This window comes from Trinickia dinghuensis, from assembly GCF_003367175.1.
In the GTDB taxonomy this organism is placed as follows: domain Bacteria; phylum Pseudomonadota; class Gammaproteobacteria; order Burkholderiales; family Burkholderiaceae; genus Trinickia; species Trinickia dinghuensis.
The window spans coordinates 126018-139747 of sequence record NZ_QRGA01000017.1 but is presented as its reverse complement, the minus strand read 5'-3'; the positions used below and the strand labels follow the sequence as shown (position 1 = coordinate 139747).

Below are 13730 nucleotides of genomic sequence, written 5' to 3'. Positions count from 1 at the left end.
GTTAACGAGATTCGATTGAAAAAGCGAGGCGAAATCGAGCCATTCGGAGCGCTTCTTGCCCTTGAAAATCTGGCTCTAACCCTTACCGGATAAGGCTTGAGGCGGATATGAAGCGCCGGTGGCGCCCGCGATCTGCGGCGACCCCGCCCGATAAACGATTTGGATAGCTGCCAAATGAAGTCGCAAAGCGCGGCGCCGGATGCCGCCGAATCCTTGCCCCATGGCCGATAGCCGCCGAAAACGAGGCTGCTAAGATGACAGCCGGCGAACGATCGAAGAAGGATTCCGTCGGCATGCGAGTCGATCCCTACAGCTTAGAGCTGTTCATTTCCGTGGTGCACGAAGGCTCGATCGCCCGTGCGGCCGGCCGCAATCACATCGCTGCCTCCGCCCTCAGCAGGCGGATCGCGGATCTCGAGGCCGCCATGGGCCTGCCCCTGCTAATTCGCTCGCCGTCGGGCGTCGAATTGACGGAGGCCGGCCGCCATGCATTCGAGCGCGCCGTGTCGGTCCACGATCAGTTGCGATCCATGGCGCGCGAAGTCCAGTCGCTGAGCGGCGAGGTCGCCGGTGTCGTCAGGCTATACGCCAACGCATCGTCGATCGTCGGCTTCCTGCCGGAACGTTTGAAGGCCTTTCAAGCACGGTACCCGCTCGTTCAGATCGAACTGACGGAGGAGATCAGCGACGAAGTCGTGCGCGCCTGCATCGACGATCGAGCCGACGTCGGCATTTCGGCGAGCAGCGAGACACCCAACGGCTTGGAATCATGGCACTTCGCCGACGATCCGCTCATGGTCTTGCTGCCGCTCGGCCATGAACTGGCGGCGCTCGATGCCCTGACCTTTCATGACGTGATCCGCTTTCCGCTTGTCGCGCTGCAAGCCGGCGGCTCGTTGGATCAAACGCTAAAGGAACGCGCCGACGCGGCGCGCACCCCATTGCAGCTATCCGTGACGGTCAATAGCTTCGACGCGCAATGCCGGATGATCGAAGCCGGACTCGGCATCGGGATCGTGCCTACGAGCGCGGCGTCCGCTTTCGCCGGCTCGCTGGGCTTCGTGCGGCGTCCGCTCGACGAGACATGGGCGACCCGCCGCCGCTTGCTGGTCCATACGCTGAGGAAATCCTCCCGTCTCAAGGCGGTGCAGGCGCTGATCGATACGTTGCGGTGCGCCGCCATCGATTGACCGATTGATCGATCCGAGAAAATCGACTCCGTCTAAGGGCCAGTTCGTAGATCATTGAACCGAAAGGCTCGCGGCTCAGGAGTGTGCTCAAGTGCAAAGGCAGTCACGACGCGCGAAAACCGCAGATCGGCGATGCTGCCGCGGGCTGACGTTTGACTGTGAGGAGGTCATGATGGGGCTCCTGCTGAAGAACGAGGCGGATTTGCCTCATTCGCCAACATAAAGCCGCGTGACCGGCCTCTCCCTAACCTCCAGCGCCGGACCGTAGCCCCTACTGCGCGAGCGGTTTAGTCCGTCGGCCATAAAGCGTCTTTCGCCTCTTGCGTGACAAGGCCATTCGAACGTCCGTTCTACCACAGCAAGCAGCCGATCGGCTTGGCCGCGAACTTACGAGGCGCCGGGATTGCCTTCGAGACAGACCAGCCGACCGCGATTGGTTGCCCGTTCAGTATCCGGCTACCGCGGCGGTCAGTCGGCGGATCGCTTCATCGACCGTGGAGCGGGAGCATCCAAGATTGATCCGCATATAGCCATGTCCCTCGATGCCAAACTTTTGCCCCTTATCGAGCCACAGCCGGGCCGTGGTCAGCATGAATTTGTTCAGCGTTTCGGCATTCATGCCGAGACCGCGGCAATCCAACCACGCAAGGTAAAGCGAGTCGGCTGGCAATACTTTGATCTTCGTGGTGGCGCTGTTGATCGCGCTGGCGAAGTGGGTGTGGTTCTCGCGGAGATAGACCAGCATCGCTTCTAGCCAAGCCTCGCCATGCGCATAGGCTGCCTCAGCGGCGACCATCCCCAGCGTGTTCACCAGCGGGAACATGTTCCTGTCGTACTGCCGCAGCAGCGCTTCGCGCAGATGCCGATTGGGCACGAACACATTCGCGCTCTGCAAGCCGGGCAGGTTAAACGTCTTGCTCGGGGCCGTACACGTGATGCTGTTCTGCGCAAACGTCTCGCTCAATGAGGCGAAGGGGATGTGCTTCTTAGCGGGGTTGATGATCAGGTCCTGATGGATCTCGTCGGAGATCACAAGGACGCCGCGCCGCAAGCAGATCTCGCCCATGGTGCGAAGCTCGTCCTCGGTCCACACGTTGCCCGTGGGATTGTGCGGATTGCTGAGAATGAACAGTTGGGTGTTGTCCCGGATCGCGGCCTCGAACGTCTCCGCGTTGAAGCGGTAACCCGACTCTGTCCGCTCAAGCGGCGCGAGGGACAGATGACGCCCGTTCATCAGGACATCGTTGTGGAAATGGGCATACACGGGCGGCTGGATCAGGACCGTGTCGCCAGGTGCGGAAAACGCCTGTACCGCGGTCTTCAGCGTTGTGATGATGCCGGAGCTCTGAACGACCCATTCCTTGGGGATTTCCCATCCGAATCGCTTGGCCTGCCAGCCGACGACCGCGTCGACATAGCTGTCCGGCGCTCCGCCGGGATAACCGAACACGCCATGTTCCACTGCCTCGTGCAGAGCATCGATTACAGGGCGCGGAGATTTGAAGTCCATATCCGCGACCCACATCGGTAACGGTTGCGCCGCAAATTCGTCGGCGGCGAGCAGTTTCCCTGCGATCGCCCATTTCATCGAATTGGAGTGTTTGCGATCGATGACTTCATCAAAAATGCTGACGCTGCCGCCGATAGGAGCGTCCGTTCTCACCGCTGCGGAATAAGCCTTCACCCTAATTTTTCCTTATCTCAATGGAACGGCACACCTTGGGCGCGTGCGGCCACCTACAGCATCATCACCATCTCGTGCCACGACATCCCACCGTGATCCGAGTCGGACGGCTTGACGTAGTCATAGCCAAGCCGTTGATAAAGCTCGACGTGACGCTCCTTACACATCAAGTGGATGGTTTTCTTGCCCTGCTCACGCATGCGATTGACGAAAGTCCGCATCAGCAAGGACGCGAGGCCTTTTCCTTGGTAAGCCGGATCGATCACGACCGACATGATCACGACATTCGGCGCGTCAGGATCGTGTCCGACAAGCTCCTTGAACTGCTCATCAGACATCACGACGTTGTACGCGCAGCCGCTGTTGATGAATCCGATGACCCGTTCTTCCCGCTCCATCACTAGGAACCCTTGCGGGTACTGCCGGATACGGGTAGCGATCTTGGCTTCGGTCGCTGCCTCGTCGCCTTCGTAGGCCGAGGATTCGATCTCATAGCAGCGAGAGACGTCTGTAGAAACAGCATTGCGAAAGATCGGCATTGGGATGTTCATTGGGTGACCACTCGTATCAGCCATTCGTGAGGCTTTCTGAAGACCGGATTGTAGGACGCCGATGAATTGCATATAATGCATTGTTGTCACTTTAAAATGTATGTTGTGCATGATCAGTTGCGGCGTATCGATCTCAACCTGCTGGTGGTGTTCGATGCGCTCTATCGCCACCGGACGGTCGTAGCCGCATCCGATGAGTTGGCATTGAGCCCGTCGGCCTTCAGTCATGCGCTCAATCGCCTGCGCAATGCGCTGTCCGACGAGCTGTTCGTCCGGTATGGGGCCGGAATGCAACCCACTGCCAAGGCCGACCAGATTGCGGATGGCGTACGAGACGCACTCAGATCGCTAACGGCAACGCTAGCCGCCACTGGGCCGTTTAAGCCATCGACGAGCGCGATGACCTTTGTATTCGGGGCCACGGACTTCACGGCCTTCGCCTTGCTTCCTAGACTCGCGGCAATCCTGGAGCGGGCTGCGCCTCGTCTGCGAATCAAGGTTGTCTATTCGACGCACGGAGACTCCGCGGATGACTTGGCCACAGGGCGGATCCATTTCGCGGTCGGTTTTTCCGAACCCGGAAACGGCGATCGCGGGCTCGAATCACTTGAGTGCTTCACGGACGAATATGTCGTGGTTGCTCGCAAGCACCACCCCCGGCTCGGTCATACACTGAACCTCGAGCAATATCTGGCGGAGCGCCATGTCGTCGTCACCCCGTGGAGCAACGAAGGAAGCGTCATTGACGCCGCGTTGCTCAAGGCAGGCCACCGGCGCGACACGGCTATTCATCTTCCGAGCCTGATGGCCGCTCCGTTCGTCGTTGCCGGTTCGGACTTGATCATCACGATGCCGAGACGCATAGCGGAGGAATATGCCCCCCTTCTGAAATTGCGCCTCTATCCGACACCATTCGAGGCGCCGAGGTATGCCTTGAAGATCGCCTATCACAGACGACACGCGGACGCCCCAGGACACGCGTGGATGCGAGAACAAATACTCCTGGCGCTTCCGGCCGCAAAGCGGCCGTCGGACTTATCGCTTTGATTGAGCGGCTACGCGACCTTCAAGCTGAGCCAGGTGCAATGTAGGTGGTCTTGACTGCGGTGTAGAACTCCCGCGCATGGCTGCCTTGCTCACGCGGGCCGTAGCTGGAACCCTTGCGTCCGCCAAATGGCACGTGATAATCGACGCCGGCCGTCGCGGCGTTGATCATGACCATGCCCACCTGCGCGTGGCGCTTGAAGTGGCTCGCGAATTTGAGCGACGTCGTGCAGATTCCCGCCGATAGCCCAAACCGCGAATCGTTCGCAATGGCGAGCGCTTCCTCATAGTCGGCGACCTTGATGACCGATGCGACCGGACCGAACACTTCGTCGCGATTGATCGTCATCGCCGGTGTGGTTTCGGTCACGAGCGCCGGTGCAAGAAAGAAGCCGTCTGTCGCCGCCATTAGCCGTTGACCGCCGAAGACCGATCCTCCTTCGCTGCGCGCGATGTCGATGTATCGCTCGTCTTGCGCAAGCTGCGTCGCGTCGACAACCGGCCCGATCTGCGTCGAGGGGTCGAGCGCATTGCCGACCTTTAGCCTACGCATGCGTGCCTGCATGGTTTCGACAAATCGATCGTGAATTCCAGCGGTGACGATGAGGCGGCTAGATGCGGTGCAGCGTTGTCCGGTCGAATAGAAAGATCCGTTGATGCACGCGTCCACGGCAACGTCGAGATCCGCGTCGTCGAGCACGACCATCGGGTTCTTTCCGCCCATTTCCAGCTGAAACTTTTTGTTGGTCGCCACACACTTCGCCGCGATGGCCTGCCCCGTTGCAACGGAACCCGTGAAACTGATTGCGTCGACATCGGCCGATTGAACCAGTGTCTCGCCGACAATGGAGCCGCGTCCCATCACCAAATTGATGACCCCGGGGGGTGCTCCGGCGTCCGCGATGACGTTGGCGAGTTCCCAGACGCTGCCCGGCACGAGCTCCGCAGGTTTGATGACCACGCAGTTGCCATGCGCTAGGGCGGGTGCGATCTTCCAGGCCGGAATAGCAATCGGAAAATTCCAAGGCGTGATCAATCCGACGACCCCGATCGGCTCACGGGTGATTTCGACGGTCAACCCCGGCCTAACCGACGGGACGATCTCGCCACCGATGCGCAGCGCTTCGCCGGCAAAGAACTTGAAGATTTGCCCCGCACGGCCGACCTCGCCGATTGCCTCCGCAAGTGTCTTGCCCTCTTCACGCGCAAGGAGCTTACCGAGCTCGCCTTTGCGGGCGAGAATCGCGGTCCCCACCTGATCCAGCAAATCGAAGCGCTGTTGCGGTGTGCTTTGCGACCAAGCAGGAAACGCGCTACGTGCGGCCGCAATGGCGTCTTGGGTTTGGGCAGCGCTTGCCTGCGCGAACTCTCCGATCACATCCGATGCGTCCGACGGGTTGACATTGATTGCGCAGCGCTCGCCCGCAACCCATTCGCCGTTGATCAAATTCTTGAATTGCGTCATGAGCGGTCCTGTGTGGGCCTAGACTTCGTCCCAGTTCGTCACCGAGTCGGTTCGGACTTTCGCAAGCAGCTCTTCTTCCTGCGCGGCGATGCGAGTCGCGATCTCAACGATCTGCTCGGCGCGTGCGCCCGGGATTACGACGACGCCGCTTTCGTCGGCCACGATATAGTCCTGACGCGAAATGGCGACGCCCGCGATGTGGATGGTTTCATTGATCGAGCCGAAAGTGAAATCGTTGCGGCTGCGCTTCGGACACACGCCGACCGCCCACACGGGGTAGCCGATTTCGCGGATCTCTTCGACGTCTCGGCACGTGCCCCACATGATCGTGCCACGCACGCCACGACGCTGGGCCAGCCGCGATGCCAGCCCGCCCCAAGCCGAGGCATAATTCGCGCCGTCCAGATCCATCAGGACGACGTCGCCGTCCGCCATGGTCTTCAGCACCATTTCGAGCGGCTTTCCGACACCGCCGCCAAAACGGTAGGCGTCGGGGTCGTTCTTCTTCGCGAGCAGTTTGACCGGAAGCGCGCGTCCGACGACCCGGCCTTGGCCTTGGCGCTGCGCGGATAGGCCGGGAATGACACCGGGAATGCCGAGTTCGTCGAGCGTATCGGACAGGACTGAAGTCGGGAAGACAGAAAGCTGATGCAGAAGGTTGGACACGGGATGCTCCTTTAAAATCTCTGAAATGGATCGAGTTGGGTTTAGATAGCAGCGGTGACGATGACCTCGAACAGCATGCGCGGATCGGCCATTTCCACTGCACCGCAACATCGAACGGGAGGATGGTCCTGATCGATCCATTCATCCCATACGGCATTCATTGCTTGGTAATCCGACATGGATTTGAGCCACAGCGTGGCGGACAACACCTTGGTCCTGCCGCTATCGGCAAGCGCAAGCAAACGATCGACTTTCTCCAGTGCCTGACGGGCCTGTACCGTGATTCCCCCATCGAGATCGGTAGCGGTCTGTCCGCCGATGTAAAGGGTGTTTCCGTGCTTCACGACGCGGCTGCCCCGCGCGCCTATGCGACTAATCTCTGACATGTTTGTGTTTCGATACTCGAGAGCCAATAATTGACGGTGACCGTTAGCGAAGCGGCTTACCGCTCCGCGCCCGCAACCGCAGCCTGATAACGAATTGCCGACATGACGCTGATCCGGCGGAACGGTTCGGGCGGCAACCACGTCGGTCGCTCGAGCGCGAGCACGTCGTGCAGGGTTTGCGAATCGACGCCGAGCGCCAGTTCGCCTAGTAGCCGACCGAACATGGAGCCCTTCAGTATTCCGACGCCATTGCAGCCGACGGACACATAGAGCTTCGGGCGCAGTTCTCCGAAGAAGTTGGCACCGTTTCGTGTCAAGCCCACGACGCCTGACCAGAAATGCTCGAACGTGTGCGAGGCCATGTTCGGGTATCTGCGTCGGTAACTTTCCGTCAAGATCTTGAGGACCCTGTCGCCGGTATCCTCGTGCCCGTACGTTTGGGCGCTGCGCACGAGGAACCGGCCATCGGCCGTCTTGCGGATGGTCGATCCGATCCGCTTGCCCGGCAGTACGCCCCATTCGCCGGGGCGGCCCAACTTCGCGAGTTCTTCTTCGTGGAGCTTGGGCGTCATGGCCGCGTAGGTATGGATCGTCATCAGTCGATCCTTGAGCAGGCCCAGCGATGCAGCGAAGCCGTTGTTCGCCACTACGACTTTGTTCGCGGTGAATTCACATCGCGGTGTCGTGACGCGGAACGGAGAGCTTTCGGAAAGACTGGTGACAGGCGTTTGCTCGACCACGGTCACGTTTGCGGGCAGGGTGGCGGCCAGTCCGCGAATCAGCGCTGCAGGCTGGACGAATACGTTGTGCGACGAGTAAAAGCCGTATCGGTAATACGACGTGCCGAGTTCGGCCTTGAGCCCGTCACGGTCGAACTCGTTATACGCAATGCCCCAATCGCGATACTGAGGCAACATCCCCCTCAGCTTTTGCTCGCCGCCCTCGGTCACCGCCGCATAGAACTTGCCGACCGGATTCCAGCCGCAGTCGATCCGGTTCTCGCGTACCAGTTGCTCTAGCCATGAAAGCCCCTCCTCATAAATGCGGATTTGCCGCAACGCCGTTTCGCGTCCATCGGAGTCGTCGCCGACCTTGATGTTGTGGGGAATGTCAATGACGAATCCTGAATTGCGTCCGGAAGCCCCTTCACCGATCGTGCTGCCTTCCAAGACGAGTACCTGCTGATCGGGCCGCTCTTGTGCGATGCGTCGTGCAGCGGCCAATCCGGTGTACCCCGCCCCGATGATGACGATGTCGAATTTCCGTTCATCGGGAAGCTTGCTTGACGGCGCGCGTGCAGGAAGCAGCGCATTCCAACCACTCGGCCGGTGATAGGCCGGACACATGTTTTCAGTAACGTTCATGGCGATAGACTGCTGGCTGAGTACGCGGTGATGCTCGGTTGCTAATCCGAAGCTTGGGCAGACGACGTGCTGTTGTAGTAGGAACCGTCGCTTCGGGTGGCCGCCTCGTTTCCGTTTGCCACTTCGGCGAGCTTCTTGTTTCTCGTTTCGGGCGCGAGCATTTGACAGATCACGCCGCCGACGACAAGCGTTCCGACGCAAAACAGCAGAGATGCCTTGATCCCGATGTGCTGAACCGCCAAGGGCAACAGGAAAGTGGCCGATGCAGATCCAATACGGCTGCATGCGATCACGAAGCCGGCGCCGGTTGCACGGAGTTCCGTGGGGAAAAGCTCCGCGGTGTAGACAGGCTCGAGCGTCGTCGACGCGGACAGGATGCAGGCGAAGACACCGAAGGCGGCAATCGTGAAGGCTGCGCTGCCGTTGACCAGGGCGAGTGCGGCAAGCGCCGCCGCGCTGGCGTAGAACGCCGTGACAAGGAAGCTGCGTCTCGGTATGCGATCGATGATGGCGACCCCGACCAACGTGCCGCAGATCAGCAACGCGTTGTACACCATGGCGGCCATGAAGCCGTTACCGACGTGGAGCGCCTGCAAAATCCGCGGCGAAAACGTGCCTAGCGCGAAATAAGGAATGACCTGGCACGTGAAGAAGACGCAGCCGACGAACGTGTTTCGGCGCATGCCGCGTGAGAAGAGTGACGACATGCCGGTATGCTGGGTCGTCTCGCGTGCCGCCGGAGAGTTATCCATGACCACATTGGAGCCGAAGGTCTCGCGAACGATCGCCGCGGCGTCCTTCTCCCGCTTGCGTTTGAGGAGCCACATCGGCGATTCGGGGATGCCGAGGCGAAGCGGCAGAATCAACAGCGCGGGAATGCCGCTCACGGCCAGCATCAGGCGCCACCCCTCAGGGTTGAAGCTTTGGATCAGATACCCGATGTAGTAAGACAAGACATAGCCGCTGCCCCAGCAAACGGCGAGCATGCTGGTCATACTGCCTCGGAAGCGGCGCGGCAGGTATTCGACGACAAGCGATTTTCCGACGGCATAGTCGGCGCCGAGAATGAAGCCGAGGGCCACGCGGAAGACCAAAAGCTGCCACGGTGCCGTCACGAAATATTGCGCTGCGGAAATCGCGGCGAACGCGATCATGTCGTAGGCGAAGATACCGCGGCGGCCGAAACGATCTGCGAACGGACCGGTACAGATGCTCCCGAGGAAAATGCCGGCGAGCGCCGCCGCGGCGATGAGCCCCAACCACATGGCATCGAGGTGCATGGGCTTGGCGGCGATGCTCACCGCGATGCCGATGATGCCAAGAATGAAGCCGTCGCTGAATTGGCCCCCGCCGCCGGCCAACACGACGCGGAAATGGAATTTGCGCAGAGGCAAATCCTCCATGAACACTGTCTCACTCATCTCTCGTCCTTTGATAAGGCTACGTTGTGCTGCCCGCCGTTCCACGTTGGTTCGATCGGGCGCGAATCGCTCATGGGCGATGTACTGAACGCGATGGGCTGGGGACGCCTGCCGAAGAATTGACCTTTTCCGCGAGGACTTGTCCCGGCTTTCCGGTGCAGTTGAGAGCCAGTGTGCGCCCGCAATTTTGCGATCCGCTCGAACACAAGTACGATCTATGCTTAATACAAACGGCGCTCAGCTTGCGAGCCAGGCGGTTCGTGCGGTAGCTCATGTCGTCGCTTGGGGCGCGAGGCGACGATCGCCGGAAAGCGGACGATAGTGGATCTCGCAGCAAACCGTCTTAGAGGAGAGTACTTCCCTTGCTCCAAGATTCTTGCGCAAGGGGACCTTTAGATCCGTGAAAGACAATTCATTCGAGCGCTATCCAGAGTGGGAACTGCTGGTCAGTTGGGTTGCGATCATCGCATCAGGATCGATCTCGCAAGCTGCGACGCGACTGGGCATTACTCAAGCGGGCGTCTCACATCGCATCAGTGCCCTCGAGGCGATCCTGGGCGTAACGCTACTCGATCGTGCGACGCGGCCGGCGCGACCCACTAACGCGGGCCATCGCCTCTACGAGTACGCGACCGAGTTGCTGCAGAACGCCGACGATATGCTTACCGGCGTGCGAAACGTTGCACATTCGAAGCGAAGTACGATTCGTCTGGGCTGTGTGGACTCTTTCGCTGCGACCATCGGGCCCATCATCATCAAGGCGCTGGCCGCGACATCCAATCAAGTGCGGCTTTGGGCAGGGAGTACGGCCTTGCTGCAAGGGCAACTGGAAGCGCGCGAACTTGATTTCGCCGTCACGACGGGGGGAACGGTCGCGCCAGGCGTCCAGCGCCAGCAACTGTTTTCGGAGCCGTATCTGGCGGTGTTGCCGAAGAAATTCCCGACGGACCGACTAACGACGCTGACGGCTCTAAGCCGCAACTTGCAGTTCATCCGGTATTCCGCGCGCTCGATTATTGGCCAGGAAATCGAATATGGTTTGCAGATGCATTCGGAAAATATCGAACGCACCTGCGAGTCCGATACATCCGATCCAATGATGAGCCTGGTGGCCGCCGGAATAGGCTTCGCGCTTAGTACACCGCTGTGCATCTGGCAGACCCGCCAGTATCTGCCGGACCTGCAGATCGTTCCCCTGTCGGCTTTCTCCGGCGACGGCCGGCCGTATGCGCGGATGACTCGCTCGTATTACCTCTGCTTTCGCGAAAGTGCATTTGGGAATCTGCCGTCTTCCATACATGACTTGATAAGGATCGGCTATGCGTCGCAAGTCGCGAAAGATGTCGCGGCGGCACTGGGGCTGACGGTCGAGCAAATCTGCATACAGCGGGAGTCAAGGCGATGATCGCCGATGACGGTCAGGCGTAACCGAGCAGGATCTTTCGCCAGCGACGCCCACTCCATCGACACTGTCGTTGATCGATTGCGGGCTATCCCGGGTACAGACGATCATGTTCGATCGTAGAGTAGTTTCTAGCTGGAACCACTCTGTCAACGCGAGGGCTCGGTGTTGGCGAAGGCAGATGGGAGTTTGCAGGCCAATTGCTACCACCCATCTGATCGTCGGTTGCAGGTTCGTGGACGGTGACACCGAGGCAATGGCGACGCGGCAAGGTCGGAGACCGCTTTCGCCAGCCCCGCCTCCGCCGCCTGGGACACGTTCAGGCCAAGGTCTTTGGCTTCGGCCAGCAAACTTTCGACCAGTGACAAATCGGCGGATTTTTCGGCAAGGGTTCGTCGGTAACAGGATCAAGGGTTAACCTCGACATCGCGATCCGCGATGCCCCATGTGCCGATCGAGCACTTCATGGCCGTTGCCGGTGCCGTCTAGATTTCCATCGAAGGAGAAATCAGATGGCGCAATTGGAATTGGCAGGCCGGATATTGTTTCTGTGCAGAGACCCCGAACTTGTCGAACGGCAATGCGAGGGCGTCGATCTGACGAACGTCTCCCCCGACGCACTCAGAGACGACGTTTCGACCGACGAGATCACGCCGATGAGCGTGCTGACGCGCTTCGACGATCGTCTGGGCCGCGTCCCCTATCTCGGCGTTCGCACGGGTGGACGAAACCCTATCGGTCTCGACGCGATCCGCGCGGGTGGGTTCTGCGTGACGGTAGCGGGCAATCGCTACGGCAAAGGATCGTCGCGGGAGCACAGCCCGCTGGCGGAATATCGCGCGGGCATCCGGCTCGTCATCGCAAAGAGTTTCGAACGCATCTATCGCCAGAACGCGGACAACATCGGCCTGTTCACGTCGACGGACTTCGGCCTGATCGAGCGCATCCGGCGCGGCGAGCCGATCGAGATCGACGAACTCGTCGCCTCGCGCGACAGCTTGGCCGCCTCCATTCTGCGAAGCGGCGGCCTGCTGCGCTATGGCGCGCGATACATGAGCCAGGTGCGCAGCGCCGCGGTTGCACCCGATAACGCCCCCCGCACGCTCGCACAGAAAATCCTTGAACGTCACGTTCTGCAGACGGAAGGCACCAGCGATTCGATGACGCCCGGCACCGGCCGCTTCGTGCGCGCGGACTGGCGCTTCATCCACGAGTACTACACGGGCATGGCCACGCATATGCTGCATGCCGCGTTCGGCAAACCTTTGTCGCTTCACGAGCCAGAAACCATCCTCGCGTTCGAGGATCACCTGTCGTATTCGCATAAGAGCGAGCTTCATCTGAGGAACGGCTTGCTGCCCGACGTGCGCGAACTTTCGGCCGCGCATCGCCAATTCGCGGGCGACTACGGCATCACGAATCACGGCTACCTGAGCGAAATTGCAATGGATAGCCCAACCGACACGCCGATCGACGAAGGCTCCGAAGGCATTTCGCACGCGATGATGGCCGAACGCTATGCGTTGCCGGGACAAGTCGTCGTCGGCACGGACTCGCACACGCCGCACAGCGGCGCGCTCGGATGCGTCGCGTTCGGCGTCGGTACGACCGACATGGCGAACGCATTCGTCACCGGTGCCGTGCGGATGACGGTACCGCAATCGCTGCTGATCAACTTCAACGGGGCGGTTGCCCCTGGGGTAACGGCGAAGGACCTGGTCCTGCACCTGCTTGCCGATCCGCGAATCAGGAAAGGCGCGGGCGTGGGCAAGATCTTCGAATTCGCCGGCTCGGCGATGTCGCAACTGACGACCGACGAACGCACGACGCTCACGAACATGACGGCCGAGTTAGGCGGATTCAGCGGCATCGTCGCGCCCGATGCGGAAACCGTCCGCTTCCTCAAGGTGCGGCGAGGCATCGACTTCGTCATCGAGCCGTGGATGCACAGCGATCCCGGCGCGACCTATGCCGACGTCATCGAAATCGACTGCGCCGCCATCTCGCCGATGCTCGCCGCGCCGGGCGACCCCGGCAACGGCATACCGTTGCACCAGCTCGTCGATAGGCCTCGCATCGATATCGCCTACGGCGGTTCGTGCACGGCCGGCAAGCGGGAAGACTTCGACCACTATCACGAGGTGCTCGCATGGGCTGCCGCCCACGGGTTACGTGTGCCCGACGGCGTGAAGCTCTACCTCCAATTCGGCACGTCCGACGTAAGGGATTACTGCGAGCGGCAAGGCTATCTGGCGGCCTTCGAGCAAGTGGGCGCCACGCTGCTGCAGCCGTCATGCGGCGCGTGCGCGAATTGCGGACCGGGCGCATCCGTCGACGCCGATCAAGTGACCATCAGCGCCATCAACCGTAACTTCCCGGGACGCTCCGGCCCCGGCCAAGTATGGCTGGCCAGCCCGCCGACTGTCGCGGCCAGCGCGCTTGCCGGCAGGATCGCTTCATTCGCCGAGCTGCGAGCCCGGTACGCGTGAGCATCGAGCAGCACCTACAAAAACGCGATCGCGCCCGGCCCATGACCGGCGACCCGATCGAACAATCA

General features: G+C 60.6%; 12 protein-coding genes. 4 read left to right on the top strand and 8 right to left on the bottom strand.

The features are described from left to right. The first annotated feature begins 293 nt into the window (after window positions 1-293). Window positions 294-1190 (top strand): LysR substrate-binding domain-containing protein, encoded by an 897-nt coding sequence (locus DWV00_RS26780; protein ID WP_115536701.1) that lies wholly within the window; start codon window positions 294-296, stop codon window positions 1188-1190. Between the two features lie 445 nt (window positions 1191-1635). On the opposite strand, the gene DWV00_RS26775 is transcribed toward DWV00_RS26780, so the two are convergent. Then, entirely contained in the window at window positions 1636-2874 is a 1239-nt protein-coding gene (locus tag DWV00_RS26775; RefSeq protein WP_281272671.1) for a MalY/PatB family protein, read from the bottom strand. 53 nt (window positions 2875-2927) lie between these two features. Then, window positions 2928-3425: a GNAT family N-acetyltransferase gene (locus tag DWV00_RS26770; protein ID WP_115536642.1), complete on the bottom strand. Its 498-nt coding sequence runs from the start codon at window positions 3423-3425 to the stop codon at window positions 2928-2930. 75 nt (window positions 3426-3500) lie between these two features. Between DWV00_RS26770 and DWV00_RS26765 the strand changes: the two genes are divergently transcribed. Then, window positions 3501-4472 (top strand): LysR family transcriptional regulator, encoded by a 972-nt coding sequence (locus tag DWV00_RS26765; RefSeq protein WP_181885600.1) that lies wholly within the window; start codon window positions 3501-3503, stop codon window positions 4470-4472. 19 nt (window positions 4473-4491) lie between these two features. Here the strand turns inward: DWV00_RS26765 and DWV00_RS26760 are convergent, their stop codons facing one another. The 5 genes from DWV00_RS26760 to DWV00_RS26740 are packed head-to-tail and all read right to left on the bottom strand — an operon-like array spanning window position 4492 to window position 9771. Further along, on the bottom strand, window positions 4492-5934 hold the full coding sequence (locus DWV00_RS26760) for an aldehyde dehydrogenase family protein (RefSeq protein ID WP_115536640.1): 1443 nt from the start codon (window positions 5932-5934) through the stop codon (window positions 4492-4494). Window positions 5935-5952: 18 nt separating this feature from the next. Further along, window positions 5953-6600, bottom strand: a complete 648-nt coding sequence (locus DWV00_RS26755) for an RraA family protein (protein WP_181885598.1) — start codon at window positions 6598-6600, stop codon at window positions 5953-5955. Window positions 6601-6641: 41 nt separating this feature from the next. After that, on the bottom strand, window positions 6642-6986 hold the full coding sequence (locus DWV00_RS26750; protein ID WP_115536638.1) for a RidA family protein: 345 nt from the start codon (window positions 6984-6986) through the stop codon (window positions 6642-6644). A 56-nt stretch (window positions 6987-7042) separates the two neighbouring features. Continuing rightward, window positions 7043-8350, bottom strand: a complete 1308-nt coding sequence (locus DWV00_RS26745; RefSeq protein WP_115536637.1) for an NAD(P)/FAD-dependent oxidoreductase — start codon at window positions 8348-8350, stop codon at window positions 7043-7045. Window positions 8351-8391: 41 nt separating this feature from the next. Further along, window positions 8392-9771: an MFS transporter gene (locus tag DWV00_RS26740; protein ID WP_115536636.1), complete on the bottom strand. Its 1380-nt coding sequence runs from the start codon at window positions 9769-9771 to the stop codon at window positions 8392-8394. Between the two features lie 400 nt (window positions 9772-10171). Between DWV00_RS26740 and DWV00_RS26735 the strand changes: the two genes are divergently transcribed. Further along, a complete protein-coding gene (locus DWV00_RS26735; protein WP_115536635.1) occupies window positions 10172-11176 on the top strand; it encodes a LysR family transcriptional regulator in 1005 nt (334 codons plus the stop codon). A gap of 200 nt (window positions 11177-11376) precedes the next feature. Here DWV00_RS26735 and DWV00_RS35120 read toward each other — a convergent pair whose 3' ends face one another. After that, window positions 11377-11541 (bottom strand): type II toxin-antitoxin system CcdA family antitoxin, encoded by a 165-nt coding sequence (locus DWV00_RS35120; protein WP_115536634.1) that lies wholly within the window; start codon window positions 11539-11541, stop codon window positions 11377-11379. A 144-nt stretch (window positions 11542-11685) separates the two neighbouring features. Between DWV00_RS35120 and DWV00_RS26725 the strand changes: the two genes are divergently transcribed. Beyond that, window positions 11686-13662 (top strand): aconitase family protein, encoded by a 1977-nt coding sequence (locus DWV00_RS26725; RefSeq protein ID WP_115536633.1) that lies wholly within the window; start codon window positions 11686-11688, stop codon window positions 13660-13662. The last annotated feature ends 68 nt before the right edge of the window (window positions 13663-13730 follow it).

Bases quoted from the DNA above. Each gene is read 5' to 3' on its own strand.
- DWV00_RS26770 (WP_115536642.1), bottom strand. From the start codon at position 3,425: ATGAACATCCCAATGCCGATCTTTCGCAATGCTGTTTCTACAGACGTC.
- DWV00_RS26725 (WP_115536633.1), top strand. From the start codon at position 11,686: ATGGCGCAATTGGAATTGGCAGGCCGGATATTGTTTCTGTGCAGAGAC.
- DWV00_RS26780 (WP_115536701.1), top strand. From the start codon at position 294: ATGCGAGTCGATCCCTACAGCTTAGAGCTGTTCATTTCCGTGGTGCAC.
- DWV00_RS26765 (WP_181885600.1), top strand. From the start codon at position 3,501: ATGCATTGTTGTCACTTTAAAATGTATGTTGTGCATGATCAGTTGCGG.
- DWV00_RS26760 (WP_115536640.1), bottom strand. From the start codon at position 5,934: ATGACGCAATTCAAGAATTTGATCAACGGCGAATGGGTTGCGGGCGAG.
- DWV00_RS26740 (WP_115536636.1), bottom strand. From the start codon at position 9,771: ATGAGTGAGACAGTGTTCATGGAGGATTTGCCTCTGCGCAAATTCCAT.
- DWV00_RS26750 (WP_115536638.1), bottom strand. From the start codon at position 6,986: ATGTCAGAGATTAGTCGCATAGGCGCGCGGGGCAGCCGCGTCGTGAAG.
- DWV00_RS26745 (WP_115536637.1), bottom strand. From the start codon at position 8,350: ATGAACGTTACTGAAAACATGTGTCCGGCCTATCACCGGCCGAGTGGT.